The 25,304-nt window shown below is 63.7% G+C and carries 23 protein-coding genes and 3 pseudogenes; 9 read left to right on the forward strand and 17 right to left on the reverse strand.

Annotation, left to right across the window (positions count from 1 at the left end):
* Positions 1–11 precede the first annotated feature (11 nt).
* The 6 genes from JN531_RS12865 to JN531_RS12890 form a co-directional block, all read right to left on the reverse strand.
* Positions 12–3,077, reverse strand: a complete 3,066-nt coding sequence (locus tag JN531_RS12865; protein ID WP_228349262.1) for an error-prone DNA polymerase — start codon at positions 3,075–3,077, stop codon at positions 12–14.
* Positions 3,074–4,507 carry a Y-family DNA polymerase gene (locus tag JN531_RS12870; RefSeq protein ID WP_228349263.1) on the reverse strand — a complete coding sequence of 478 codons (1,434 nt, stop codon included), beginning with the start codon at positions 4,505–4,507 and terminating at the stop codon, positions 3,074–3,076. Before JN531_RS12870 ends, JN531_RS12865 begins: the two co-directional genes overlap by 4 nt.
* Positions 4,508–4,514: 7 nt before the next feature.
* Positions 4,515–5,126: a translesion DNA synthesis-associated protein ImuA gene (imuA, locus tag JN531_RS12875; RefSeq protein WP_228349264.1), complete on the reverse strand. Its 612-nt coding sequence runs from the start codon at positions 5,124–5,126 to the stop codon at positions 4,515–4,517.
* Positions 5,123–5,749: a transcriptional repressor LexA gene (gene lexA, locus JN531_RS12880; protein ID WP_228349265.1), complete on the reverse strand. Its 627-nt coding sequence runs from the start codon at positions 5,747–5,749 to the stop codon at positions 5,123–5,125. Before lexA ends, imuA begins: the two co-directional genes overlap by 4 nt.
* 549 nt (positions 5,750–6,298) lie before the next feature.
* A complete protein-coding gene (locus JN531_RS12885; RefSeq protein ID WP_228349980.1) occupies positions 6,299–7,273 on the reverse strand; it encodes an IS5 family transposase in 975 nt (324 codons plus the stop codon).
* 396 nt (positions 7,274–7,669) lie between these two features.
* A complete protein-coding gene (locus tag JN531_RS12890; protein WP_228349980.1) occupies positions 7,670–8,644 on the reverse strand; it encodes an IS5 family transposase in 975 nt (324 codons plus the stop codon).
* 74 nt (positions 8,645–8,718) lie between these two features.
* Between JN531_RS12890 and JN531_RS12895 the strand changes: the two genes are divergently transcribed.
* Positions 8,719–9,258 carry a hypothetical protein gene (locus tag JN531_RS12895; RefSeq protein ID WP_228349267.1) on the forward strand — a complete coding sequence of 180 codons (540 nt, stop codon included), beginning with the start codon at positions 8,719–8,721 and terminating at the stop codon, positions 9,256–9,258.
* Positions 9,259–9,350: 92 nt separating this feature from the next.
* On the opposite strand, the gene JN531_RS12900 is transcribed toward JN531_RS12895, so the two are convergent.
* From JN531_RS12900 to JN531_RS17525, 3 genes and pseudogenes are all read right to left on the reverse strand, one after another.
* Positions 9,351–9,599, reverse strand: a complete 249-nt coding sequence (locus tag JN531_RS12900; RefSeq protein WP_228349269.1) for a hypothetical protein — start codon at positions 9,597–9,599, stop codon at positions 9,351–9,353.
* Positions 9,600–9,610: 11 nt separating this feature from the next.
* Positions 9,611–9,891, reverse strand: a pseudogene (locus JN531_RS17520) (hypothetical protein).
* Positions 9,892–10,155, reverse strand: a pseudogene (locus JN531_RS17525) (RHS repeat-associated core domain-containing protein); the annotation flags it as partial.
* A 115-nt stretch (positions 10,156–10,270) separates the two neighbouring features.
* Between JN531_RS17525 and JN531_RS12910 the strand changes: the two are divergent.
* The 4 genes and pseudogenes from JN531_RS12910 to JN531_RS12925 all read left to right on the forward strand — a co-directional run.
* Positions 10,271–10,456, forward strand: a pseudogene (locus JN531_RS12910) (ABC transporter ATP-binding protein); the annotation flags it as partial.
* A gap of 166 nt (positions 10,457–10,622) precedes the next feature.
* The gene (locus tag JN531_RS12915) at positions 10,623–10,940 is read left to right on the forward strand and encodes an antibiotic biosynthesis monooxygenase family protein (protein ID WP_228349271.1); all 318 of its coding nucleotides are present in this window, start codon (positions 10,623–10,625) and stop codon (positions 10,938–10,940) included.
* A gap of 33 nt (positions 10,941–10,973) precedes the next feature.
* Positions 10,974–11,660 carry a hypothetical protein gene (locus JN531_RS12920; protein WP_228349272.1) on the forward strand — a complete coding sequence of 229 codons (687 nt, stop codon included), beginning with the start codon at positions 10,974–10,976 and terminating at the stop codon, positions 11,658–11,660.
* Positions 11,657–11,857 (forward strand): DUF3565 domain-containing protein, encoded by a 201-nt coding sequence (locus tag JN531_RS12925; protein WP_228349273.1) that lies wholly within the window; start codon positions 11,657–11,659, stop codon positions 11,855–11,857. Before JN531_RS12920 ends, JN531_RS12925 begins: the two co-directional genes overlap by 4 nt.
* 314 nt (positions 11,858–12,171) lie before the next feature.
* On the opposite strand, the gene JN531_RS12930 is transcribed toward JN531_RS12925, so the two are convergent.
* The 7 genes from JN531_RS12930 to JN531_RS12960 form a co-directional block, all read right to left on the reverse strand.
* Complete coding sequence (locus JN531_RS12930; protein ID WP_228349274.1) at positions 12,172–12,546, reverse strand: hypothetical protein; 375 nt, start codon at positions 12,544–12,546, stop codon at positions 12,172–12,174.
* Positions 12,547–12,639: 93 nt separating this feature from the next.
* Positions 12,640–12,987: a hypothetical protein gene (locus JN531_RS12935; RefSeq protein WP_228349275.1), complete on the reverse strand. Its 348-nt coding sequence runs from the start codon at positions 12,985–12,987 to the stop codon at positions 12,640–12,642.
* Between the two features lie 97 nt (positions 12,988–13,084).
* On the reverse strand, positions 13,085–15,643 hold the full coding sequence (locus tag JN531_RS12940; protein ID WP_228349276.1) for a hypothetical protein: 2,559 nt from the start codon (positions 15,641–15,643) through the stop codon (positions 13,085–13,087).
* A 253-nt stretch (positions 15,644–15,896) separates the two neighbouring features.
* Positions 15,897–16,376 carry a methylated-DNA--[protein]-cysteine S-methyltransferase gene (locus JN531_RS12945; protein WP_228349277.1) on the reverse strand — a complete coding sequence of 160 codons (480 nt, stop codon included), beginning with the start codon at positions 16,374–16,376 and terminating at the stop codon, positions 15,897–15,899.
* Entirely contained in the window at positions 16,373–17,869 is a 1,497-nt protein-coding gene (locus JN531_RS12950; RefSeq protein ID WP_228349278.1) for a DNA-3-methyladenine glycosylase 2 family protein, read from the reverse strand. Before JN531_RS12950 ends, JN531_RS12945 begins: the two co-directional genes overlap by 4 nt.
* Positions 17,870–17,978: 109 nt before the next feature.
* Positions 17,979–19,022, reverse strand: a complete 1,044-nt coding sequence (locus JN531_RS12955; protein WP_228349279.1) for an alpha/beta hydrolase — start codon at positions 19,020–19,022, stop codon at positions 17,979–17,981.
* A complete protein-coding gene (locus JN531_RS12960; protein WP_228349280.1) occupies positions 19,019–20,050 on the reverse strand; it encodes an extracellular catalytic domain type 1 short-chain-length polyhydroxyalkanoate depolymerase in 1,032 nt (343 codons plus the stop codon). The genes JN531_RS12955 and JN531_RS12960 overlap by 4 nt, the downstream gene beginning before the upstream one ends.
* A 243-nt stretch (positions 20,051–20,293) precedes the next feature.
* On the opposite strand from JN531_RS12960, the gene JN531_RS12965 reads away from it, so the two are divergent.
* The 4 genes from JN531_RS12965 (at position 20,294) to JN531_RS12980 (ending at position 24,422) form a co-directional block, all read left to right on the forward strand.
* A complete protein-coding gene (locus tag JN531_RS12965; protein ID WP_228349281.1) occupies positions 20,294–21,349 on the forward strand; it encodes a helix-turn-helix domain-containing protein in 1,056 nt (351 codons plus the stop codon).
* Between the two features lie 115 nt (positions 21,350–21,464).
* Positions 21,465–22,307, forward strand: a complete 843-nt coding sequence (locus tag JN531_RS12970; RefSeq protein ID WP_228349282.1) for a class I SAM-dependent methyltransferase — start codon at positions 21,465–21,467, stop codon at positions 22,305–22,307.
* 238 nt (positions 22,308–22,545) lie between these two features.
* Complete coding sequence (locus JN531_RS12975) at positions 22,546–24,060, forward strand: SulP family inorganic anion transporter (RefSeq protein ID WP_228349283.1); 1,515 nt, start codon at positions 22,546–22,548, stop codon at positions 24,058–24,060.
* Positions 24,061–24,089: 29 nt separating this feature from the next.
* Positions 24,090–24,422 (forward strand): hypothetical protein, encoded by a 333-nt coding sequence (locus JN531_RS12980; RefSeq protein WP_228349284.1) that lies wholly within the window; start codon positions 24,090–24,092, stop codon positions 24,420–24,422.
* Positions 24,423–24,429: 7 nt separating this feature from the next.
* Here the strand turns inward: JN531_RS12980 and JN531_RS12985 are convergent, their stop codons facing one another.
* Positions 24,430–25,158: a crotonase/enoyl-CoA hydratase family protein gene (locus JN531_RS12985; protein WP_228349285.1), complete on the reverse strand. Its 729-nt coding sequence runs from the start codon at positions 25,156–25,158 to the stop codon at positions 24,430–24,432.
* Positions 25,159–25,304: the final 146 nt, after the last annotated feature.

A 25,304-nucleotide genomic window follows, 5' to 3' on the forward strand; every position in this document is an offset into this window, starting at 1 on the left:
TTCGTAGGCGCTCAGTGGAAATCCCGCGACAGGCGCGGCAGCGCCCCCACCCAGTGGGAGTAGTCTTCCACCCCTTCGGCCATCACATGGGTGATGCCCTGCTGCCGTTGCAGGCGGCCGCGGGCAACCAGCATCCGGCCGCCGACAATCGCCTGGCGGTCGCGCGTGATGAGATCGGGGCGGATGATCAGATTGACGATGCCGGTCTCGTCTTCCAGCGTCAGGAACATCACGCCCTTGGCCGAGCCGGGGCGCTGACGGAACATCGCCAGCCCTGAAACCCGTACCGGTTGGCCGTCCGCTATCCGGTCGAGGTCGGCATTGCGACAGACCCGCAGGCGGTTCAGCTTGCCGCGCAGCAGTGCCAGGGGGTGCCGCCGCAGGGTCAGGCCGGTGCTGGCGTAGTCGTGCAGGATGTCGGCGCCCTCGGTGGGCGCGGGCAGGTGGGTGACCACGGATTCCGCCGCTGGGGTCTGCAGCAGGTCATCACCGGATTGCAGCCCCAGCACCGCCCATTGCGCCTGATGGCGATGGCCGGCGAGGCTGCGCAGGGCGTCGGCGCGCGCCAGTACATTGCGCTCGCGGGCGTTCAGTCGACTGCGCTGCACCAGGTCCGCCACCTGGGTGAAGGGCCGCGAGGTGCGCGCCGCCACCAACCGCTGGGCGGCGTTCTCGTTGAAACCGTCCACCTGCCGCAGGCCCAGCCGCAGTGCCGGCCGACCGGCGGCGTCCGCCTGCAGGTGGCTGTCCCACTCGGAGTGCTGCACGTCGACCGGATGCACGGTCACGCCGCATCGCTGCGCCTCGCGCACCAGCATGGACGGCGGGTAGAACCCCATCGGCTGGCTGTTGAGCAGGCCGCAGATGAAGGCGGCCGGGTGATGACACTTGAGCCAGGCCGAGACGTAGGCCAGCAGGGCGAAGCTGGCGGCATGCGATTCGGGAAAACCGTAGGCGCCGAAGCCGAGAATCTGCTGGTAGATCTGTTCGGCAAACGCGCTGTCGTAGCCGCGCGCTGCCATGCCGGCCATCAGCTTGTCCTGAAAGTGTTGCAGGCCGCCCTTGCGCTTCCAGGCGGCCATGGAGCGTCGCACCTGATCTGCCTCGCCGGGGGAGAAGCCGGCAGCCACCACTGCGATCTGCATCACCTGCTCCTGAAAAATCGGTACGCCGCTGGTGCGCCCCAGCACCTTGCGTAGATCCTCATGCGGATAGGTCTCGGGTTCCAGCTGCTGTCGCCGCTTGAGGAAGGGATGCACCATGCCCCCCTGGATCGGCCCCGGCCGCACGATGGCCACCTGGATGGTGAGGTCGTACAGCGAGCGGGGTTTCAGCCGCGGCAGCATGTTCATCTGCGCCCGTGACTCCACCTGGAACACCCCCAGCGATTCGCCCCGGCACAGCATGTCGTAGGTGGCGGCGTCTTCCCGCGGGATGTCCTGCATCGTCATCGCGGTGCCGTGAAAGCGCTGCAGGCTGTCGAGGGTGCGGCGGATGGCGGTGAGCATGCCCAGCGCCAGCACGTCGACCTTGAGCAGCCCTAGCGACTCGAGATCGTCCTTGTCCCACTGGATGATGCTGCGGTCGGGCATGGCGGCGTTTTCCACCGGCACCAGATCGGCCACCGCGTTTTCGGCGATGACGAAGCCGCCGACATGCTGTGACAGGTGGCGCGGCAGGTCGATCAGCTCGCGCGCCATGTGTAGCCAGCGCAGGCTGCGGGGGTCGTCCGCGGACAGCCCCACCGCTTCCAGATGCTGTCCCCAGTCCTCCGGGGCATCCCACCAGGCATGCGATTTGGCGAGATGGTCGATGGCCTCGTTGGCGATGCCCAGGGCTTTTCCGGCGTCGCGCAGGGCCGAGCGCGGGCGCCAGTGGATCACCGTCGCCGCCAGCGCCGCACGGTGGCGGCCGTACTTGTCGTAGATGTACTGGATCACCTCCTCGCGGCGCTGGTGCTCGAAGTCGACATCGATGTCCGGCGCCTCGCCGCGCTCCACCGAGATGAAGCGCTCGAACAGCAGCTCGTGGAATTCCGGATTCACCTCGGTGATGTGCAGGGCGTAGCAGACCGCCGAGTTGGCGGCACTGCCGCGGCCCTGGCAGAGAATCCCCTTGCGCCGGGCGAAGCGCACCACGTCTTCCACGGTGAGAAAGAAGGCCTCGAACTGCAGCTGTTCGATCAGTGCCAGCTCCTTCTCCATGGTTGCCGCCACGGCGGGTGGAATGCCGGTGGGCCAGCGTTGTCGGGCGCCTTCCGCGGTGCGCTGGCGCAACCAGCTGATGGGGGTGTGGCCCTGCGGCACCAGCTCTGCCGGATACTGGTAGCGCAGGCTGCCGAGATCGAACTGGCAACGCTCGGCGATCGCCACCGATTCCTGCAGCCAGGCTGCCGGGTAGAGTTGCTGCAGGGTGTCCAGCGGCCGCAGGTGGCGTTCATGGTTGGGGAACAGCCGCTGTCCGCAGTCCGCCACCGGAATGCCCAGGCGCAGGCTGGTGAGCACATCCTGCACCGGGCCACGGGCGCGATCATGGTGGTGCACCGCGCCGGTGGCCACCGGTCGCAGGCCGTAGCGCCGCGCCAGTGCCCGGCAGGCGGCGAGGTGCGCGCGGTCGCCGGCTTGCAGATGGCGTGACACCGCCATCCACAGCGGGTCGAAGCGGGCGCGCAGCCAGACCGCCTCGGCCGCGTCCGGTGGCCGGCCGGGCAGCCACAGCACTGCCACCTCCGGCAGCGCCGGCAGATCGTCCGCAGCCAGGTGGTAATCCCCTTTGGCGGTGTCGCGGCGGGCACGGGTGATGAGGTGGCTGATAGCGCGATAGCCGACCAGACTCTGCGCCAGCAACAGCAGTCGCGGGCCACCGGCCAACTGGATTTCAGTGCCGGTGATGAAGCGGAAGCCGGGCTGCGCCTTGGCCGCCTCCCAGCCGCGCACCACGCCGGACAGCGTGCACTCGTCGGTCAGCGCCAGCCCGTGATAGCCGAGTGCGATGGCGGTTTCCACCAGCGCCTGCGGGCTGGAGGCGCCGCGCAGAAAACTGAACGACGACAGGCAGTGCAGTTCGGCGTAGCTCATCCGTCCAGCCCCTGCAGCCACCAGACATCGCCGCCCAGCGGATCGCCGCTGCGGTCCTGCCGCAACCAGCAGCGACGGCCGCGGGCATCGTCCAGCCAGTGATAGTCGCGGCGCTGCAAGGGGCCATCCCACCAGCCGCTGTCGATGCGTTCCACCGCGCCGGTGTGGCGCGGTGGCTGCGTCAGTCGTTGCGGCTGTGGCAGCCACCACAGCGGCCGTGGCACGGCGGCGGGTGGCGCCCCCTCATGGCCCGGTGCGGCCTGGCACTGTGCCTGTTCCGGCAGCAACTGGTTGACGCAGGCCGGCGTCCACACCCGGTGGCGGCCCAGCCGCGCCTGCAGCCGTTCCAGCGTGGCCGGCCAGTCCAGTGACACGGCGGCGGTGTCGAACAGGTCGGTCTGCTGCGCCGGCGGCGTGGTCCATTCCTCGGCGCGCAATTCCAGTGCCCGCACCGGTGCCGGCGGCGGCCGCTGCATCAGTTGTTCCCGTAGCGGGTCGAGCAGCCGCGGCAGGGCACGGCTGGCGCTGAGCAGATGGACGTCGTAGTCACAGGGCGCACCCCAGGCCAGGCTGAGTTGCAGCCGCAGGCGGATGAGCGCCTGGTCGCGCGCGGCGAGAAAAGCGATCAACGCCTGCAGACCCCGGCGCAGGGGGAACAACAGGGCTTCGACGTGGGCGATCTCTTCCAGCAGGGTCAGCCGATGTTCGAAGCGTTCGGCCGGCGGCACCGGCTCGAAGGGGTCGGCGGCTTCGCCATAGAGGCGGTCGAGGTCGCGCAGCAGGTCGGCGCCGAAGCGCCGCCGCAGACTGTCGCGGGGCAGGGTGCGCAGCTCGGCCAGTCGCCGCAGGCCAACCCCGTGCACGGCCTGGTGACGCGCCGCCGGCCACGGCAAGGCGGCCAGTGGCAGCGGGTCCAGCCGGGCCGGCAGTGCAGCGGCGTCCAGGCAGGGCCGGTCATCCTCCATGCGGGCCAACAGCGCGGCGGCGGCACGGGTGGGGGCAATCCCGCTGCGCAGCTGCAGACCCTGCGGTTGCAGTGCCTGCAACAGCCGCTGGCGCACCGCCTCCACGCCGCCGAACAGGCGGGCGCTGGCGCCAATTTCCACCCACAGCCACCAGCGCGGCGGCTGATGGCCGGCAGGGTCTTCAAAGCCGCCCACGACCACCGGGCTGCCGACGCCATAGGCCACCTGTGCGCGCGCGGCCAGGGCACGGGCCTCGGCCGCCGGGTCGCGGGGTAGGGGGCGCGTCGCCGGTGCCCGCAGTTGCGCCATCGGATACGGCAGGCCGGCACGGATATCGCCGCCCTCAAGGCCGCTGATCGCCCACCGCTGGCTGCCATGGGCGGTCCATACCCAGTGCGTTTGCGGCGACAGGCCAAGTGCCTCGATGGCCAGTTGCGGGTTGTCCAGACAGAGCCACAGCATCACGACGGCCTCAGAGCGGCAGCGTCAGCCCGGCCTGGGCGCGGCCGCCGCGCACCTTGAGTACGTCCACCTGCAGGCCGCTGCCCTGGCGCTGCACCCGCAGGCGCAGCGCGGCAGACGACTGCAGGTCGGCGCCGCGCCCCTGACGCATCCACAGCAGCGGTGCGCCCGCGGTTTCCGCCGCCAGCGACAGGCGCCGCACGTCGGTGTCATCCAGCCGGGCCTGCCACAGGCAAACAGTGCTCGCCCCCGCCTGCAGCAGCTGGCTGGCGGCATCGACCACGCCGTGACCTTCGGCATCCACCACCACCAGCCGCGACAGCACCACCCCGGCCTGTGCCCAGCCGGGGGCGTAAGGCGTGAGCGGCGGCGCCACCAGCGCCAGCGGCCGGCCGGCCTGGCTCAACCGTGCCAGCAGCGGCAGCACCAGTCGCAGTTCGCCACAGCCGGGGGCGGCATGCAGCACCTCGCTGAGCGCGCCCAGCGGCCAGCCACCGCCGGGCAGGCTGGCATCCAGCGCCGCAAAGCCGGTGGGCATGGCGGCTACCCGGTGGCGGGTCTGCCCGCGCCACACCTGCCCGGCATCGAGCAGGGCATGCAGTTCGGCCGGGACCGCGCTCACAGGTTGCGGGCCATGTCCCCGCTGCGGATCAGGCCGACGGCGCGGCCTTCGATCACCAGTTCCTGCCGCGACAGGTTGACCCGGATCGGCGCATACGCCGGGTTGGCCGGCAGCAGTTCGGCAAACTCGTCACGCAGCCGCAGGCGTTTCACGGTGATCTCGTCATCCACCCGCGCCACCACGATCTGCCCGCTGTCCGCCACCGGCGTGCGATGCACCGCCAGCAGGTCACCGTCGAAAATGCCGGCGTCACGCATGGAGTCGCCATGTACCCGCAGCAGGAAGTGGGCACGCGGCGAGAAGAAGCGCGGCTCGATGGGAATCCACCGCTCGATGCCCGCATCCGACATGATCGGTTGCCCCGCCGCCACCCGGCCGACGATGGCCAGCCCCGCCTCGGCCGGCGGCTCATCGGCCAGCAGGCGGATGCCGCGCGCTGCATTGGGCAGCAATTCGATCGCCCCCTTACGCGCCAGCGCCTTGAGATGGTCGTCCGCCGCCGTCGGCGAGCGAAAGCCGAAGCGCCGCATGATGTCCGCCCGTGTCGGCGGCGCCCCGCGGTCGCGCAGGGTTTCACGGATGAAATCGAGGATGTCGCGCTGGCGGTCGGTGAGGGGGACCATGGGGCACTCCAGAAGACTGGTTGTGCATACAGTGCGCCGGCGTCAGGGAACTGTCAATTCATACAGGACGACTACGTTGACTTTGCTCGAACAGTACTGCGGTGAGGGGCATAAGTCCTGCATGCAGGTGCTCACAGTAGTCCGTAGGGGTGGGGGCTTCGCGCAGCAGAATGCACACCACCTGCTTCTCAAGTGAAACGACTCTTCCCAATGGCTCCTCGCTCGTCTGCCGCAGCCATCGTCTCAGGTTTCAACTGGTCCGAAAATCAAGGGGCAGGTCATCGCAGCGGAAACAGGCGCGGTGAATAATTGTCATATTTATCATATAGTTACAGTTAAAGTGAAGCCCATAAGTGAGCGACAATGTAACAAAATCGTTAAGGAAACACTGATCAAGTGTCTGAATTTTGCGCCGCTGCGCACTTGGGAGCCAAGAGTCGGCTGACTTTGCGGTTTTCAGCAGGCTTGGCATGAGAATCGCTCGGTTCTTCCCGATATTCGGGCTCTTTCGCATATTTGCCCACTGATTCTGCTTACTGCAGACGCAATTCATCTGCTGGGCTCGGGGATTCGTCGGGCGGCAATCAGCAGATTGGCCAGCCCGAACAGGCTGTAAAGCTGGGCGGTGTTCTTGAACAAGCCCCGATAGCGAGCCTTCCGATGCCTGAACAGGTTCTTGATGATGTGAAATGGGTGCTCGACCTTGGCACGCAGGCTGGATTTCAGTTGTTCGGTTTGCTGAAGCAGCCGTCCGCCTTCGGTGTCAGGGAGTTTGCGTCGCTTGCCCGGTCGCATCGCGATCTGCCAGGCGACGGTGTGTTCGGGGTTGCACTCTTCCCGCTTCTCCACACCCTGATAGCCCGCATCACCATGGGCGTGTCGCTCTTCGCCATGCAGCAGGGCATGGGCTTGGGTGATGTCAGCCACGTTACCCGCCGTGCCAATGAGGCTGTGCACCAGTCCCGAGGCGGCATCTACGCCGATATGGGCCTTCATGCCGAAGTGCCACTGGTTGCCCTTCTTCGATTGATGCATCTCAGGATCTCGCTCGCCTGCTTTGTTCTTTGTCGAAGGCGAAGCAGCAATCAGGGTGGCATCGACAATGGTGCCTTCCCGCATCAGCAGTCCCTGTTCGGCCAGGTGTCCCTTGATGGTCTCGAAGATCAGCTTCGTCAGCCCGTGGGTTTCCAATAGCCGCCGGAACTTCAGCACCGTGGTGGCATCCGGGGACGACTCCCGTCCCAGATCAATGCCGACAAACCGGCGAATTGCGCCAGAGTCGTAAATCGCATCCTCGATCCCCTCGTCGGAGAAACCAAGACATTGCTGGGCAACGTACATCCGCAGCATGCGTTCACAGCCTAGGGGAGGTCGACCATTGCCCGCCTTCGGGTAGAAGGGATCGATGACCGCAAGCAGTGCAGGCCAGGGCGTTGCGGCATCAATCTTCGATAAAAACCGATCCTGCCGCGTCTGACGTGGCTTGGCGGCATATTCGGCATCAGCAAAGCTGCGCTGCTTCATCACCCTCATCCCCGTGGAATTCGTCAGCAATATTTTCTCATGTCCAGTCAATCGCAAAAAGCGTTTGAGGGGACTTGATCAGTGTTTCCTTAATAGATAAATTCGTCATTGAATGGGAAAACTATTTTCCGGTGCGTTTGACGGGCTAAATTTTTATGAAGATACTCGGAAAACTTATTACGGAGCACATGAAAATGGAAGAATACATTAGAAGTAATAACGGCCTAAGGAAACACTGATCAAGTGTCTGAATTTTGCGCCGCTCCGCACTTGGGCGCCAAGAGTCGGCTGACTTTGCGGTTTTCAGCACGTTTGGCATGAGAATCGCTCAGTTCTTCCCGATATTCGGGCTCTTTCGCATATTTGCCCACTGATTCTGCTTGCTGCAGACGCAATTCATCTGCTGGGCTCGGGGATTCGTCGGGCGGCAATCAGCAGATTGGCCAGCCCGAACAGGCTGTAAAGCTGGGCGGTGTTCTTGAACAAGCCCCGATAGCGAGCCTTCCGATGCCTGAACAGGTTCTTGATGATGTGAAATGGGTGCTCGACCTTGGCACGCAGGCTGGATTTCAGTTGTTCGGTTTGCTGAAGCAGCCGTCCGCCTTCGGTGTCAGGGAGTTTGCGTCGCTTGCCCGGTCGCATCGCGATCTGCCAGGCGACGGTGTGTTCGGGGTTGCACTCTTCCCGCTTCTCCACACCCTGATAGCCCGCATCACCATGGGCGTGTCGCTCTTCGCCATGCAGCAGGGCATGGGCTTGGGTGATGTCAGCCACGTTACCCGCCGTGCCAATGAGGCTGTGCACCAGTCCCGAGGCGGCATCTACGCCGATATGGGCCTTCATGCCGAAGTGCCACTGGTTGCCCTTCTTCGATTGATGCATCTCAGGATCTCGCTCGCCTGCTTTGTTCTTTGTCGAAGGCGAAGCAGCAATCAGGGTGGCATCGACAATGGTGCCTTCCCGCATCAGCAGTCCCTGTTCGGCCAGGTGTCCCTTGATGGTCTCGAAGATCAGCTTCGTCAGCCCGTGGGTTTCCAATAGCCGCCGGAACTTCAGCACCGTGGTGGCATCCGGGGACGACTCCCGTCCCAGATCAATGCCGACAAACCGGCGAATTGCGCCAGAGTCGTAAATCGCATCCTCGATCCCCTCGTCGGAGAAACCAAGACATTGCTGGGCAACGTACATCCGCAGCATGCGTTCACAGCCTAGGGGAGGTCGACCATTGCCCGCCTTCGGGTAGAAGGGATCGATGACCGCAAGCAGTGCAGGCCAGGGCGTTGCGGCATCAATCTTCGATAAAAACCGATCCTGCCGCGTCTGACGTGGCTTGGCGGCATATTCGGCATCAGCAAAGCTGCGCTGCTTCATCACCCTCATCCCCGTGGAATTCGTCAGCAATATTTTCTCATGTCCAGTCAATCGCAAAAAGCGTTTGAGGGGACTTGATCAGTGTTTCCCTAAAAATAAAGGCTTTGCTTATAATTTCTTCGTTACTATTTATGAATGCTGCTGGAGCCCAAGCCCAAAGCGGGCAGGAAGCAAGCAAGGTTATAAATTATGGCGACTCAGATCACACTCAAAAAGCATCTCCATCTCAGGCGTCAATGGTAAAGATAACATTAGATTTGGTTGGAAGCTTTTTAAATAGAACCTCGGCAACGGTTTTCGCGCCGCATGGCTTAAATATATTAGAGGGAGAATTCTTTTTCGAGAAAGGGGTGAAGACTGAAAACGGCCTTTGTAAGTTTTCTGAAAGTTATCCCATTTCACATGAAGAGCTCGCTAAGGTGAATGACGGATACGTTATTTCTACTGTCCAGATAGCTGTAGATCATGAAAAGTGTGAATCTATTATAGAGCGTGGATTTATAAGGCCAGAAGAAAGAAGGGCAGTAGGAGTACCTGAAGAGACAAGCGGAAATTTAAATAAAAATAGACTTCTGAATGGGGTTGGAAAAATGTTATCAGGAGGCAATTCATGAATAATTGGGGACAGACCACGATTAATGGCGAAAGTCTCGATAAATCGTGGTCTGTCTCCTATTGTTTATTGTTTACCGCGAAACAGCGCTCGTCATGAAACACTTGACGGCTCCCGATACTCGCAGATCTCGCGGTCCTTGTTCCACCGCCCTCCATCATCAAGGCACGCATCGACCGAGAAATAGTCACCTATAACGAGGGCAAACACGATCATTCCGGCTACGCCAAGTAATGCCACGGCAACGCCCAATTGGTGACGAGCGACCGAGGTTCTGAAACGCCGGCTGACACCCAGCGCTACCAAGAACAGCAGGGCGAGACTGGCGGCAATAAGCAGCATTGGTACGTCCCTCAGTAGTTGGGCGGAAGTCCGTTCGGTCGGAACGGACTACAGATCTGTTTGCAACTCGATCCGCCGGGGTTGTTGCCTCCGCCTTGACGGCCATGATTGTTCGCCTGCCGGTCAGCGTTACATTCCTGTGGTGAATCACCCTTGATGTGCTCATCCGTCAGTTCGCGAAGCTCGCTCAGGAGGCTGGATTCAAACGCGCCGCCAGGGCTCGACTCGCCGCCTCGCAGTTGGCCTTGCAGTGGAAATATCTGTCGCCGCCGATCGTGTTTGCTCGGCGCATGTCGAAATAGTTCCGCGAGAAGTCGATATTCGCCCCGATCGCATCCGGGATGAACTCGATGATGTCCTCGCCAGGATACAAGCCAGTTGGATCGGTGAAGCTGACCGGGTTATTCAGGGCATATGCATACGTATTGATCCCTGCCGCCAGCCCAATCGGATCCGACTCCAGATATCGCCCAAGGGCTGGGTCGTAGTAGCGCGGGTGGTTATAGAACAGCCCGGTTTCATCGTCGTAGTACTGCCCCGGATACCGGAGGTTGTACACGAACTTGAATAGCTGCCCGCTGGAATAATTGGGGTCAGACCAAATAATTGGGGTCAGACCACGAAAAATTTCGGCAATCTCGATAAATCGTGGTCTGTCCCCTATTGTTCTAAACCACCTCGACCTGGAAATGCGCCAGGCCCTGGAAATGGCCCTCAACGATTATCCCGGCGCGGTGCTGCTGGTCAGCCACGACCGCCACCTGGTCCAGAACGTTTGCGACACCCTCTGGCGCGTCTCCGATGGCACCTGCACGATGTTCGACGGCGATCTGGACGACTACGCCGTCTGGTTGCGTGAGACGCGGCGCAAGGCGCAGCGAAACTTCCGAAGCGCCTGATGTCGGGGTGTCGTGCGCCTGCCGGGCCCGTTCCAGGGCTTTAGCGGGCACCTGAGCGGCATTGCATTTCGGCGGCAGCAGCGTAGGGTTTCGCTTCTGTCATGTGTTGTCGGTTCGTCATGCTATGAACACCATCGCCCCAACCCCTGAGCCACCCTATTACGCGGTCATCTTCACCTCCCTGCGGACCTCCGACGATCAGGGGTATGCCGATATGGCGGCGAGAATGGTGACTCTGGCCGCCCAACAGCAGGGCTTTTTGGGCGTCGAATCGGTACGGGAAGGCTTGGGCATCACCGTCTCCTATTGGGATAGCCTGGCTGCCATTCGCGCCTGGAAGCGGCAATCAGAACATCTACAGGCGCAGCGGCTTGGTCGTCGGAGTTGGTACGCAGACTTCAAGGTGCGTATCGCCAGGGTTGAGCGTGACTATGGCTTGTGAAACGGCCACAACAAGCCTGCGCAAAGTGCTGCGATGAAGTTAAGCAGTGTGGTGCCTTGGGGGCGTTCGTTTGCCGAATATCAGGCGATGTTTTCGCTGTCTGCAGACGACCTTCAGGGGCGGATTCTGGGGTGCGGTGACGGACCCGCCAGTTTCAACGCCGAGGCCACGCGCCTGGGTCACGAGGTGGTGTCCTGTGATCCGATCTACCAGTTCGGCACGGAAGCCATCCGCAGCCGTATCGATGCGGTCTACCCCGAAATCATGACGCAGATGCGTGAGCGGGCAGACCAGTACCTCTGGGATGTCATGGGGAGCGTCGAGCGCCTGGGCGAGACCCGGATGCAGTCGATGTCGCTGTTTCTGGAGGACTTTGACGCGGGCCTTGGTGCGGGTCGTTACGTGCCTGCTTCCTTGCCGTCGCTGCCGTTCGCAGACGCCTCCTTTGCCCTCGCGTTGTGCTCGCACTACCTGTTTCTCTACAGCGAGCATGTGGACTGCACCACGCACCTGGCGTCCATGCGCGAGTTGTGTCGAGTGGCCCAAGTGGTGCGGGTTTTTCCCGTGGTGGCTCTGAATGGGGCAGTGTCGCCGCATTTGGCAGCGGTGATGACAGCCTTGCGCGCGGAAGGGCTGTCCGCCGAGTTGCAGCCAGTGGCATACCGCTTTCAGCGTGGTGCAGATCAGATGCTGGTGGTGCGGGCCCAGGGGTGCCGATGAAACGTGCGATCACCGGGTTTCTGCAGGACGAGGCGGGCGATTGGGTGGCCCGTCTGGCCTGTGGCCATCGCCAGCATACGCGCCATCGTCCGCCCTGGATCAACCGCCCCTGGGTGGTGACCGCGGCTGGACGGCAGGCAGCCGTGGGTGCCGAGCTGGAATGCGTGAAGTGCGACCAAGGCGCGCCACCGGAATAAATGGGGTCAGACCACGAAAAATGCCGGTAATCTCGATAAATCTTGGTCTGTCGCCTATTGTTCCTGAGGGAATCGCTGCACAAGGTCGTGAGCGAAGGCAGGATAAGCGCAGTAGTTGTGTGGAGATTCCCTGAGCGCGTGCGGTGGGAACGGGCGGGACCACCTCGATCAGATTTCAACCGGCCTGAAAATCTTGGGACAAGGCCTCCGGAGCCGGAGTCCAGCAATCACGGGGCCGAAGTGGGCAGGGGACGCCCGCCGACGGTGTGGGCACGAATTACGGTGACACCGTAACGATTGAGCTGTGATAACGACTATTTGGAAAACCAACCCGCGATCGGGTGCATCACCACCTCGCCATCCCCCAGGCGACAGCCGATATTCCCGGAAACCACGATTCTGCCGGGCTCGTGGGAGAGCTGAACTTCGTCGGTTTGTGTATCGCCGACGCCGCGGTGACAGGCCAGCTTGCTGTCGAGGTACAGCACCTGGGCGGAGTAGGGCTCTGCCGGGGCGTCCCCCTTGACACCAAAACTGACCATGGCATTGGCGCCGATCAGGTTGAAGTTCGTCAGGGGGCCAATCTTGGAGGGCATCACCAGCGTTCCGGACAATGGCGGTTGCCCTTCAATCTCCACATGCCATTTGTTGTCCTTCGCATGCGCGGCGCTGCTGATGAGGCCGGCCAATACCAGGGTGCAAAGTGCTGCGGTCTTTGAATGCAACATCGCTTTTTACTCGTTGTGAAGAATCAGGGCATCGCTGCCGGGCAAGCGTTGCGCTTACGGCCGGGTGAAAAACATTTCAGCGCCTTTGTGATCAACGATCAATGTATCCCCATCAAACTGCTTGACCTCCCAGCGCTGTGGGCCTCGCTTGTCGGTGTAGTGGATCACCCCCTGATCAATCACGTAGTTGGCACGGCTTTTCTCCGCGCCCCCCTGGCTGTAATTGATCAGCTCCCCCGATGGCAGGAACTCCATGCCCAGGTTGACCGGCACTTTCTTCTCGCCGTCCAGAATCATGTGGGTAAAGGTCCATTTGCCAGACAGGGTCTTGCTTGAAAGATCGGCGCCGTAAGCGATGCCTGTCAGCAGCATCGAGAGCACGATGGGGAGAGCGATTTTCATGGTTGCGTATCCTTTCCGGTTGGTGTGAACAGGCGTTCATCGACAGCAGTCTGCCGGCTACATAAGGGGGCGTACGGTGAAAAACACCGATACGTCACTACTTCTTCGGCCATCCGCCATTCTCTGCCCAGAAGGCATCGACGCCCGGCATGATGCGGTCGATCTGTGCCTGGCTCATGCCTTCCCGGCGCAGGCCCTCGATATATTCCGTGCGACTCTGGCGAACGGGCGCAGCGGGTTCAGCCGCGGGCCGCAGCTGCTGTGCGAGTTTTTTCTGGCGACTGTCTTCCGCCCAGCATGCAAGCAGCTTTACCTTGCAAATCGGCTTGCATTCCGGGGAGAGCGTTGCAATGGGCTGGCAGTCACAGGCGCAGCGCGGGAAGTCCTGCACGGGGCTGGACGGCAGGTTGCCGCCGGTTCCACCTGGCTGCCCGCCCCGCGCATCGGGGGGCATGATGGACGCGAGGTCCTGATTCCCCAGCGCAGGGAAGGCCTGCGACAGGTCTTGCATGCCGGCTTCGGTGGTCTGCTGCAGGTAATCCGCCGCTTCGGGATCGCCTTCCCAGGGCGCGGCGATCACGAATTCGCCACGGATCGTTCTATCAACCGGGAGCGGCATGTCCTCGCCAGCATTGCTGAAGTCCACTGCACTCAAGTCGGTCAGGTTGGCCTCGAACCGGCCACGCATGACGTAGGGCGTGAACTCCTCGATGCTGACCCGGCCGGATTGGCGATACTCCTGGCCGCGGCCTGGAATGGCGTCCTCGGGGCCCTTGGCCTGCAAGTTGCCACGCCCGGCGCCGCCGTTCACCACAATTTCGGCATTGTCGAACGCACCGGTGAAGCCGTATTCGATCAGTGGAATCGTGATGGTGACCGTGGAGCCTTCGGTATCCCTGACCTCCTCCATGGCCTGCTTCCACTGTGAATCGGTGGACAAGGCGCCGTGGTCCGCGATCGCCGTCATCTGCGCCATGAATTGGGCCAGTCCCCCGCCCGTGCCGGTGGTTTGGGTCATATCGCCCATTGCGCCCGGGGTCAGCGACAGTTGAATGGAGGTAATCGGCCCGCAGCTGCTGGCCCCGAAGGGTTTCACGCAGCGCGCGCGCTTCCGCTCGAAGGTGGCATGGGCGCCCAGTGCGGTCTGGTTGCTCAGCGCTTCCAGCCCGGTCTCGACTTCGTTGCGGGCTGCGCTGCGGGTTGCGTCCTTCGCCCTGGTTTGCTTGGACGGGGCGGCTTTCGCTTTGGCGGACGTCGCTTTTGATGGTGGACTGGCTTGGGCCTGCTTTCGCGGCTGACTCAGATCGCTGACCCAGCGGCTGTAAGTCGCATTCAGCTGCAGGTCCGTGTTCAACGTGGTGGCGGGATCTGCCGCCATGTTGCTCACGATAAAAACGGTGGGTACGCCGCTGTCGATGCGAAAGCGCCAGTGCCCGAGATATCCACCCCCGGCCGGTGACGGCACAATCTGGGCGCTGCCGATGCGCGCGCCGCCCGCCGTCCCGATCTGCAAGGCCTGCAGTGCGGCCACCGTCTCGGCACGCGCCTGCAGGGAGACGTCAGCACGACCGGTCCCGGCGACATTCACCTTGAAACAGCGTGCGCCATTCTTGCGCAACGGCAACAGCGTGTCCCCAGAGGGGGCGCGACCCGACAATGCAAGCTCGGTACAGCCACCAAAAACGTACTTGAGCCAGTTGTCCTGCGCCTGCTGCGCTGTACCGCCGGGCGCCTTGGTCAAGCGATCGGGTACGTAGCCGGCAAAGGTCGATACAAAAGCGGCGTACATCCGCTGAAGGCCAAGCCCGGTGGCTTTCCTGAGTCCGCGGTCCAGCCATTGCCCATCGGCGGGGCCGGACGCCCGATCAGCCAGAGGCTGGCTCAACACCGTCTTCAGGTAGCTGTAGTCAGGGGCGGTCGGCTTCAGGCCGGGACGGCCGTTATCTTTGGCGGCCGCGTAGTGTTCGGCGACGTAACGCCAGAAGGAAGACGTCCGGTACTCTTCCTTCTTGCCCAGGTCGGGCTGCCAGAGCGCCTTGTAATACGGCCGCCCACCGAGCCGGAAGCCGTCCTCCTTGCCTTTGTACATATCGACGCCCGCCAACTTGCGCGCAGCCTCCATTCCGACGGCCTGGGCCTGGCCCTCCACGATCCAGTCGCGATCATCGATTTGTGCATGGCTGATGTAGGCGTGCTGGACGTTGTGGAATAGTTCATGCGCCAAGTCCTCGTACATCCGAGGTGCGGGCTTGCCATCCACAATCGCGCGGGAAAGATCGACCAGAAGGATCGACGAGCCGCCGGGTCTCGGCCCGGCTCGGGCAATCGGATCCTTGTCGTCATAGTCGTAGAGATAAACCCGATAAGCCTTGCCGCCCTTGCGCCCGTCAATAATCTGCAGCGGCGGCGCCTTGAAACCCATGAACTGGTAGTAGCTGGCCACCTTGGAAAGGTGGCGCTCAAGCTCGGCGACAGCGGCCTCCTGGGCCGAGCTGTAACCCGTAAACGGATTGATGGAGTCGAGTACCGAATTGACGCTCGGGTTCTTGTTCTCAAAAATGAATTCCGTGGTCGGCCAGGTTGCTGCCAGTACGGGTGAGGTCAATCCGGTTCCCAGCAGCAATACCGCCAGACCGTAACGGAGTGGATGCGCCATGGAGATCCTTTCCCCTGATTCAGCCAGCGATCGGGCTGGCGTCTGTGTGCGTCTTGCCATCGGAGCATGACCAACAGCAATTCGAGAGCAGCCCGACCGCTTCTCCCATCCTGGTCAGTCTGCGGGCGCGAACGAGTGCGTCTGTAACGTGAACGCGCTCGCCAGAGACTAGATACCTTTCATGGTCACGTCCAGTGATCGGGCGTGCTCAACGCGTAGAGCGTGATGAACTGGGAGAAAAGAACCTGAAGCGTTAACCCACACCCTCCAACGCCAGCAGAAACCGCTTGGTGGGCAGGCCGCCGCCGAAGCCGGTCAATGAGCCGTCGGCGCCGATGACGCGATGGCAGGGCAGGACGATGGGCAGGGGGTTGCGGCCGTTTGCGGCGCCGACGGCGCGGGTGGCGGTGGGGCGGCCGACATGCTCGGCGATCTGGCGATAGCTGAAGGTCTGGCCATAGGGGATGGTGGCCAGTGCCAGCCACACCCGGCGCTGGAAGTCGGTGCCTTGGGGCACCAGCGGCAGGTCGAAGGCCGTGCGCTGGCGCTGGAAGTATTCGCCCAGTTGCCGCTGGGTTTCCCGGATCAGCGGATGGTCACCCGGGCGCCAATCCTCGCGTCGACGTACAGCGTGCTTGGTCTCATGAAATTCGATGGCGTGCAGGCCGGCGTCGGAGGCGGCGACCAGCAGTGGGCCAACGGGGCTGTCGATGTGGGTGTAGTACACGCTCATGGGGTGTCTCCGGTGTTGGGCGGGCGCTCTGCGGCATGGCGCCACAGGTGCATGACGGCGTAACCGCGCCAGGGCCGCCAGGCGTCGGCATGGCTGCGCAGGGTCCTGGCGCTGAGGCGGCTGCCGTCGGTGGGAAGGGTTTTCTGCAGGACCAGGTCTTCGGCGGGAAAGGCATCAGGGTGGCCAAGCGCGCGCAGCGCGATGTACTGCGCGGTCCAGGGGCCGATGCCGGGCAGGGCGACCCAGCGTGCGACGAAGCGATCCAGTGGGCTGTCGGGGCTGAAGTCCACCTGGCCGTCGAGCAGGGCGCGGGCGATGGCCTGCACGGTGGCGGCGCGGCTGCGGGTGAGGCCGATGCCGGTGAGGTCGGCATCGGCCAGCGCTTCGGGCGTGGGGAAAAGCTGAGTGAAGCCGCGTGCCGCGAGGGCTTCCGGCAGCGCTGTGCCGAAGCGCTGCGCCAGCCGCGTGGTGAGGGTGCGCGCGGCGGCCACACTCACCTGCTGGCCGACGACGGCGCGCACGGCGATCTCGAAGCCGTCCCAGCCGCTGGGGATGCGCAGTCCGGGGCGGCGTTTCAGCAGCGGGCGCAGGCGCGGGTCGACCTGAAGGGTGCGGGCGATGGCTTCCGGGTCGGCATCAAGATCGAACATGCGCCGCAGGCGGTTGACGGTGTCCAGCAACAGGGCCGGACGGGCACTGTGCAGCTCCAGCTTCAGTGCGTGTTCGCGGGTGCCGGGCCAGGCACTCACCCGCAGCCAGCCCGGGGCCTCTGCCGGACCGAAGGCGCGGGCGTAGCTGCGCGTATCCACCACTTCCACCCCTGGCAGCGCGCGGCCGCGCAGGAAATCGAGCATGGCGTTGAAGTCGTAGGGTGGGCGATAGCCCAGGCGCAGCGTCAGCGCGCCGCCGTCCGTAGCAGGGCTGCGCGTGCGCAGGTCACGCGGGGCCATGCGGTAGGCCTCGCGAAAGGTGGTGTTGAATCGGCGCAGGCTGCGAAAGCCGGCGGCCAGGGCGATCTCGGTGATCGGCAGCGCGGTTTCGGTGAGCAGTTGCTTGGCGAACAGCAGGCGGCGAGTGCCATGCACGCCGATGGGTGGCGCGCCCAGACGGTCGACGAACAGGCGCCGTAGCTGCCGCTCGCCCACCTGTACGCGCTCGGCCAGTACCGACAGGGGTTGCTCGGCCAGCAGGCCCTGGTCGATGAGGGTGAGTGCGCGCGCCACCACGTCGTCCCCGCGTCGCCAGGTGCCGTCGGCAGGCGACAGCTCGGGCCGGCAGCGCAGGCAGGGACGAAAGCCCGCGGCTTCTGCGGCAGCAGCATTGGCGTAGTAGCGAACGTTCTGCGGTTTTGGCGGCGGCGCCGGACAGACCGGCCGACAGTAGATGCCGGTACTGGTCACGGCGGTGAAGAACAATCCGTCGAACCGCGAGTCACGACTCAGCCGGGCCTGTTCACAGACCTGGGGCGTGGGGATGACGGCGAGGTTCGACATGTCCGCAGGCTAGCACCCGGCGCGCGCGCGGACTGGCCGTTTTCGGACATGGATGCGGGTCGGAAGCGCGACCGGCACTATCCGTCTGACCTGCTCTCGACGGTTGCGGCTATGCCCCTGTTTCGAAAAACACCATCAAGCGTGGCAGGTAGTCCGCCAATGACCGGTTCGCATAGTCCCAGGCATGGGTGCCGATAATGTAGCTGTGCCAGCCGAAGTCGATGCCGGCCGCGTCGGCAGCCTGCTTGAAGCATCGGTTCGAGGCATGCAACAAGGCCTCGATGGCGACGGTGCCGACCACTGCGGGGTCCGTCAGGTCCGGCAGGCCGGGGAGTCCGGTGCTGGTGTAAATATCCACTTTGGTGTTGGCCAGGTTGCCGACCAGCCATCCCGGGTCGTGGGCCTTCCAGTTGTCGGAGTGGGTGGCCGGATCGCCGAACGGCGCAAATGGCGGGACACCGTTGAGCCCGGTCATTATCGCGGAGATCAGGGCCACCGCGCCGAGATGGCACACCGGGTTGTAGTAGATGTCCACGGCGCCAGAAAACGACGCGGCTGCGCCAAAAAGTCCCGGGCTGCGTGCAGCGTAGGACATCGATCCGAAGCCCCCCTGGGAGATGCCGACGATTGCGCGGCCTGATCGATCGGAGTGCGTGCGAAAGTTCTCGTCGATCCAGGCAACAAGTTCTTCGGTGTGAAAGGTTTCCCAGTTCGCGACCCCTCGGCTGGTGGTCTGATCTACCCAGTTGGTGTAGAAACCGCCGCCGTCAGCGTCGAAGGTGCCGTCCGGAATCACGACGATCATCGGCAGCGAAGCCGTCATCTCGACCGTGTCGATGTTGTTGAGCCAGACGTCGGCGGTGTTGCTCGTTCCCGGGAGCGCATAAAGCACGGGATAGCGGCGCCTTGGGTCGCTGTCGTAAGTCGTCGGCAGGATGACGTTGATCCGCAGCGGCGTTGTGGTGGACTTTTCCAGCGATGGCGTCGACACCCGATAACGCAGTACTCGGTCGGAGTCGACCTGCATGTCGACGACAGTGATGGCGGACGCTGCGGAGGTTTCGGGCCGGGTCGACCCGCCGCAGCCGCCGACTACGACGGAATAAAGCAGCAGCAACATGCCACCGAGGCGGTGAGGGCGAACCACAGTCATTGCCGGGACTCCACGCAAGACAGTGCGGTGTCCGATCGGCGAAACCGCTTGAAGAAGGCCCAGGACAGTTCTGCGCCGCTTGGGGCCTGCGGATCGGTGAAGCCAGCGAGACTCGGATCATCCGACCCCCCGGGCCAGTAGTGCGCCATCTGCTCGATGCGGACCTGCTCGAGAATCCGGCACCCGTTCGCGTCCCGGTAGATATCGATGTGATACGGGTAGCCGCCAGCCGGTGTGACGGCGATGGTTTCGGTCGGCGCGAGCGGGAAGGGCACATACAGACTTCCGGAGGCCGCCAGATTGTTGGTCATCAGCCACTGCTGAACCGCATGCGCGCCACTCGCAGGGGTTGCGGCGGCGTCGTTATCGCCCTGGAAGTTGATCACCGGCAGCACGCGCGCATGCGTGCCCATTGCCTGATGCGCTGCCAGTGCCAGCAATTCGGGGCGCAACAGCGCCGGGCCAAGCGGCTGGGCAAGGCCGGCCAGGCCGATGCCATAGGCACCGGCCTCGGCGATACCGATCGCGGCGTACAGATCGGGATAGGTCGCACCCATGATGCTGGTCATCCAGCCACCGGCAGACATGCCGATGATGTAGACGCGCTCGGGGTCGACGTTCCAGGTGGCCATCGCCTGGCGCGTGAGCTCGGCAATCGCCTGCGTGTCACCGACGTCGCGTTGCATCTCCGCCGGGTTGTAGAAGCGCCAGGCCTGCAGGGGATGGCGGCCAAGTGCACGGTCGGTTTCGTGATCCGGATACATGACGATGAAGCGCTCGCGTGCTGCCAGCGGGTCGAACAGATTTGCCGCACGTTGCTGCTCCGCCGTGGTGTTGGCGCCGTGCAGCACCACGACCATCGGCGCGGGCCGCTCCGGGTGCACCGTGCCTGGTACATAGACCAGACTTCGGTATTGCCCATAGGCATTGGCGTACCGGATCTCGGTCGACAAGTCTGGACGGGCAGGGGCCTCCGAGCCGGAGCAGCCGGTCACGAGTGATATCAGCGTGCCCAGCAGCACGAGCACGCAAGATGTCCGCCCGATGGTCGACGCCCGGGTGGCGAGGCCTCCACAAAGATGAATCACGTTCTTGTTTCTCCACAGGTGCCGCGCCCGTGCACCCCTCATGGGCCCCGGCCGTGCAGATTGGGTCTGTCCAGCACGAGACGTTGCGCAGCAGCCGACCCTTGCGTGCATCCTATCGGCGCAACTGACTGAAGATAATAGGAAGAACATGCCAATATTCTTGTCATTTATGGCCACGACAGCATGAGCAACCCGCGCTTCGAAGACGTCTACCGACCGGCCATTCCCTTGGCATATGTCCAGCTCATCTTCGATTACGCAGCGCGAAACGGGGTGGCAAGAGAGACGCTGGTACAGGGCCTTGGACTCTCCCGCAGTCTGCTCGGCTCGGTCGATGCCAGGGTTTCACGGCACGATGCAGGTGCGATCCTGCTGCGGGCCATCAAGCTCACCGGCAATCCCGGCACGGGTTTCGAGATCGGCCTGGCCAGCAGCATCACGACCCACGGGCTTTTTGGCTTCGGGTTCATGGCCGCTTCGACCCTGCGAGAAGGCATGGTCTTCGGAAACAGGTTCCTGCCGACGCGGCTTCCGTACCTTCGCCTGGATGTCTATGTCGAAGGGGATCAGGCGGTGGTGTCGGTTCTTGACACGGCGGACCTGGGGGTCGTTCGGAACCATACCTTCGAGTTCTTCCTCGTCGGCGTGTACCGATTGCTGATGCAGGCGGCCTTCGGGCTCCTTGAGGCGCGGCATGTGGAGCTCTGGTGTGACTATCCGCAGCCGAAGTACTACAGCCGTTACCGGGAACGGCTCCCAGCGATGCGTTTCAGCAAGGCGTCGAACCAGGTGCGCCTCCCCGCCGCCATTCTCGATCTGCCATTACCGATGGCCAACCCTATCGCGGCCGCACAGGTCACGGCGCACCTTGAGCGGGAACTGGCGATACTGGGAGAAACCGAAGATCTGCTCGCCCGAATTCGCGCGGCGCTGATCATCCGCGACGGCAGATATCCCGGGTTGGATGAGGTGTCCCGCAAGCTCAACATGTCGTCACGCACGATTCGCAGGAAGATGGCGAATCATGGGATCAGTTTCAGAAAGGTACTCGATGATGTTTTGCGTCGAGAAGCGATCACGCTGTTGAGCGACACGGCGATGAGCATCGAACAGATTGCAGACCGGTTGGGATACTCCGATCCCGCCAACTTCACGCGGGCCTTTCATCGCTGGACACTGACGACTCCGAGCGCTTACCGGGCCGAAAATGGTGGCGACGACGGTCGAGCCGGCCGTTGACGCTTGGCCCCCGTCGGCGGAAACGAACGGCCAGGGCAGTCGGGGCGGCATCCTGCAGCCTGCCGATACTTCAAGCGCCTCACCGTATCCTCGCAACAGGTAGGCTGTCGCTCCCGTGACCCCGAATCCCCGTACGCAGCCCCTCCTGACCTCGCCTGTCCACCAGGCGCTACTGGCATCGCGTGATTCCGGAGGGGGCGCGGTCGCGTGCTCGCTGGATTTGGGGCGCACCACCACCACCGTGGTCGCCGGGCCCGAGACCTGGGTCTGGAATGCGCAGGCCTTCCCTTATCTGGCGCGCTGTCGCGAACGCACGGTCTACTACTGGGACGGCGATGACTTCGCGGTGGCGTCACGCTTCGGTAGCGGCTTGATCAAGCTGGTCCCCACCGACTGGGGGCCGCCGACATTCGAGATCGACGGCATCAAGATGTTGCCGACGGCGCAGGTTTCGCCCTATGCCGATGCCGTGCGCAAGGTGGGGCTGATCGCGCCACGCGGCAAGATCATCCTGGATACCTGCGGCGGACTCGGCTACTTCGCGGCGTGCTGCCTGCAGGGTAGGGCGCAACGGGTGCTGTCGTTCGAGAAGAATCCGGATGTGATCTGGCTGCGCAGTCTCAATCCGTGGTCACCGGTGGTGGCGGACGAACCGGCGCTGTCGTTGACCGAAGGCGACATCACGGTCGAGTTGCCGAAGCTGGCGGCGGCGTCGGTCGACGCCGTCCTCCACGACCCGCCGCGCTTCGGCATCGCCGGCGAGCTGTATTCCCAAACCTTCTATGGCGAGCTGGCGCGGGTGCTGCGGCCGGGGGGTGTGTTGTTCCACTACACGGGCAGCCCCAACCGCCTCACCAGCGGGCGTGATCTGCCGCGCGAGGTCGCTACACGCTTGCAGAAAGCGGGCTTCTCGGTGCGGGCCGACGGCGACGGGCTGCTGGCGATCAAACGCTGCTGATACCGGCCGGATGATTCGGCATTGCGGATGGCTTCGATCACGTCGAAAAGCTGGACGGTCTGCTGCAAGTCCGGCAAAATGTTGCAATGCACCATAACCACGACATCGACGCAAATCGCGGCGAGCCGCCCTAGCGTTTGATTTCGCGGCTCGCCCGCCGCGTGCATCCCCCCGACGTCCCATGTTTTTGCTGCCGGCACGCTGCCTGCGGCCGTCTGCTTCTGGAGTGCTTGCCCTGATGCTGTCGCCAGCTGTTGTCAAAACCAATCTTCTCAGCGGCCTCACGGTCGCATTGGCCATGGTCCCCGAGGCTGTGGCCTTCGCGCTGGTGGCGCAAGTCTCGCCGCTCACGGGGTTGTACGCGGCCTTCATCGTGTCGCTGATCACATCGGTATTTGGCGGCCGTCCCGGCATGATCTCGGGCGCCGCTGGCGCGCTGGCAGTGGTGATGGTCAGCCTGGTGGTCTCACACGGCGCTGAATATCTGTTCGCGGCGGTGGTGCTGATGGGCGCGTTGCAGCTCCTGTTTGCTGCGGCGCGGCTCGGCAAGTTCATCCGCATGGTGCCGCATCCGGTGATGCTCGGCTTCGTCAACGGTCTCGCCATCGTGATCTTTCTGGCGCAGTTCACCCACTTCAAGGTGACGCAGCCCGATGGCGGTTCGGCCTGGCTGTCGGGTATGGCGCTGTACGTCATGGTCGGTTTGATCGCTCTGACGGTCGCCATCATTTACCTGCTGCCGCGTCTCACCCAGGCGGTACCGGCCACCCTGGTGGCCATCATCGTGGTGAGCCTGTTGACGCTGGGGCTGGACATCGACACCCGCACGGTGGGTGATCTCGGCTCGATCGCGGGCGGCCTGCCCAGCTTCCACCTGCCGGCCGTGCCGTGGAACCTGGAAACGCTGCAGATCATCCTGCCGTACTCGCTGGTGCTGGCCGCCATTGGTCTGATCGAATCGCTGCTGACGCTGAACCTCATTGATGACATGACCGATACCCGCGGGCGGCCCAACCGCGAGTGCGCGGCACAGGGGGCGGCCAACGTGGTCACCGGCTTCTTCGGCGGCATGGGCGGCTGCGCGATGATCGGCCAGAGCATGATCAACGTTGGCAACAAGGCGCTGCACCGGCTCTCCGGCGTGGCGACGGCGCTGTTTCTGCTGTCCTTCATCCTGTTCGGCTCGGCGTTGATCGAACAGATTCCGCTGGCCGCCCTGATTGGCGTGATGTTCGTGGTGGCCGAAAAAACCTTCGAGTGGGGCAGCTTCCGACTGTTCGGCAAGGTGCCGCGCGCCGACGTCATCGTCGGCCTGCTGGTGGCCATTGTCACGGTACTGGTGGACCTCGCCATGGCGGTCGTGGTCGGCGTGATCTTCTCGGCCCTGGTGTTCGCCTGGGAACATGCCAAGAAGGTGCGTGTCACCCACCGCGACCGCAGCGACGGGGCCAAGGTCTACGAAGTCGAGGGCACCGTCTTCTTTGCTTCCGCTGCCGGCTTTCAGCAGCAGTTCGTGCCGCGCGACGACCCGGATCTGGTCGAGATCGATTTCCGCAATGCGCGGCTGATCGATCACTCCGCCATCGAGGCGGTCAACACCCTGGCGGAGCGCTACCAGCGTGCCGGCAAGCGGCTGCTGCTGCGGCATCTCAGCCCGGATTGTCTGGAGCTGCTCGACAAGGCAAGGCGGATGATCGTGGTGGACTACCGGGAAGATCCCCAGTACCGGGTGGCCGACGACAAGTTGGCCTGACGGACGAAGGCCCCGTAAGCTTTGGCCCGATGAAGAACGAAAAAGACATTCATGAATCCTTCTGCCGCGTCTATGCCGATGCGGTGGTGCGATTCATCGTGACCGGTATCAACGAAGACGTGTCGTTCGATGAGGCGGGGCAACAGTTCGTCTCCCGCGAGGTCGACGACGACACGTCGCCGGCGGCCTGCGAATGGTGGGTGGGCAGCGACTGGCCGACGTTTGTCGGCCCGCTGAGCTGCCCGACCGATCTGGCGCATCCGAAGTTCGCGGAGGAGCCTCTGAAGCGGGCGATCATCCACGCCCTGCGGAAGTCCGCCACCGGTCGACGGATGAGCCAGATTCTCGCCGGCCAGGATTGAGCCTGCGCTAGCGCTTCGGCTTGCCGCCGCGCAGGCCGAATTTCACCGCATCCATCAGGTCCAGCGGCACCTGCCGGCGGATGGCGCTGATCTGTGAGGCGCGGATGCGGCGCTTGGTGTCAGCGTGGGCACGCATGTCGAGCTTGCCGACGGTCGCGGCCAGCGCTCGGGCGCGGTCGAGCAGCTGCGAGGGTTCCACCAATTCGTCGAAGAAGCCGGCGCTCACCGCGGCTTCGGGGGTAAAGGATTCCGACAGCACGATGGTGCGCTGATAGGCGGCTGGGGTCAGGCGCTGCTTCATCGTCGTACAGGCCACCCGCGGCATGGTCAGGCCCAGCGCCACCTCGTTGGCGGCCACCTGGAAGTCGCCACGACTGCCGATGATGTAGTCGGCTGACAGCATCATGAACACCCCCATGGCAAAGGCGTGACCATTGCAGGCGACAATGACCGGGAAGGGGTATTCCATGATCCGCGCGGTCAGCGAGTAGCCGGCACGCAGCATGCGCAGGGTGTCGACACCGCCGCTTTTCATCACTTTCAGGTCATAGCCGGCGGAGAACACCCCTTCACGGCCGGTGAGGATGACCACGGCCTTGTCCTTCTCGGCCTGGCGGAAGGCGGCGTAGATGCCTTTGAGTACCGACGGTGGCAGGGCATTGCGCTTGCCGTCGTCGAGGGTGATGACGGCGATGCCGTCCTGCAGTTGATAGTGGACGCTGTCGTGCTGGGCCATGGCGGGCACTCCGGAAAAGGGACTGTCCCCAGTGTAGACCTCGCGGCCGTGGTCGTCGGCTGGCCGCGGGGCCACGGCGCCTGGGCTGAGAGGCCGACGCTGCCATCGAGGGGCATGATCGAGCTGCGCGTTACAGGATGGCATCC

The organism is Flagellatimonas centrodinii, assembly GCF_016918765.2.
GTDB classification, from domain to species: domain Bacteria; phylum Pseudomonadota; class Gammaproteobacteria; order Nevskiales; family Nevskiaceae; genus Polycyclovorans; species Polycyclovorans centrodinii.

Bases quoted from the DNA above. Each gene is read 5' to 3' on its own strand.
- JN531_RS12975 (WP_228349283.1), top strand. From the start codon at position 22,546: ATGCTGTCGCCAGCTGTTGTCAAAACCAATCTTCTCAGCGGCCTCACG.
- JN531_RS12965 (WP_228349281.1), top strand. From the start codon at position 20,294: ATGAGCAACCCGCGCTTCGAAGACGTCTACCGACCGGCCATTCCCTTG.
- JN531_RS12865 (WP_228349262.1), bottom strand. From the start codon at position 3,077: ATGAGCTACGCCGAACTGCACTGCCTGTCGTCGTTCAGTTTTCTGCGC.
- JN531_RS12920 (WP_228349272.1), top strand. From the start codon at position 10,974: ATGAAGTTAAGCAGTGTGGTGCCTTGGGGGCGTTCGTTTGCCGAATAT.
- JN531_RS12900 (WP_228349269.1), bottom strand. From the start codon at position 9,599: ATGCTGCTTATTGCCGCCAGTCTCGCCCTGCTGTTCTTGGTAGCGCTG.
- lexA (WP_228349265.1), bottom strand. From the start codon at position 5,749: ATGGTCCCCCTCACCGACCGCCAGCGCGACATCCTCGATTTCATCCGT.
- JN531_RS12935 (WP_228349275.1), bottom strand. From the start codon at position 12,987: ATGAAAATCGCTCTCCCCATCGTGCTCTCGATGCTGCTGACAGGCATC.
- JN531_RS12945 (WP_228349277.1), bottom strand. From the start codon at position 16,376: ATGAGCGTGTACTACACCCACATCGACAGCCCCGTTGGCCCACTGCTG.
- JN531_RS12985 (WP_228349285.1), bottom strand. From the start codon at position 25,158: ATGGCCCAGCACGACAGCGTCCACTATCAACTGCAGGACGGCATCGCC.
- JN531_RS12940 (WP_228349276.1), bottom strand. From the start codon at position 15,643: ATGGCGCATCCACTCCGTTACGGTCTGGCGGTATTGCTGCTGGGAACC.
- JN531_RS12955 (WP_228349279.1), bottom strand. From the start codon at position 19,022: ATGACTGTGGTTCGCCCTCACCGCCTCGGTGGCATGTTGCTGCTGCTT.
- JN531_RS12890 (WP_228349980.1), bottom strand. From the start codon at position 8,644: ATGAAGCAGCGCAGCTTTGCTGATGCCGAATATGCCGCCAAGCCACGT.
- JN531_RS12915 (WP_228349271.1), top strand. From the start codon at position 10,623: ATGAACACCATCGCCCCAACCCCTGAGCCACCCTATTACGCGGTCATC.
- JN531_RS12885 (WP_228349980.1), bottom strand. From the start codon at position 7,273: ATGAAGCAGCGCAGCTTTGCTGATGCCGAATATGCCGCCAAGCCACGT.
- JN531_RS12950 (WP_228349278.1), bottom strand. From the start codon at position 17,869: ATGTCGAACCTCGCCGTCATCCCCACGCCCCAGGTCTGTGAACAGGCC.
- JN531_RS12980 (WP_228349284.1), top strand. From the start codon at position 24,090: ATGAAGAACGAAAAAGACATTCATGAATCCTTCTGCCGCGTCTATGCC.
- JN531_RS12925 (WP_228349273.1), top strand. From the start codon at position 11,657: ATGAAACGTGCGATCACCGGGTTTCTGCAGGACGAGGCGGGCGATTGG.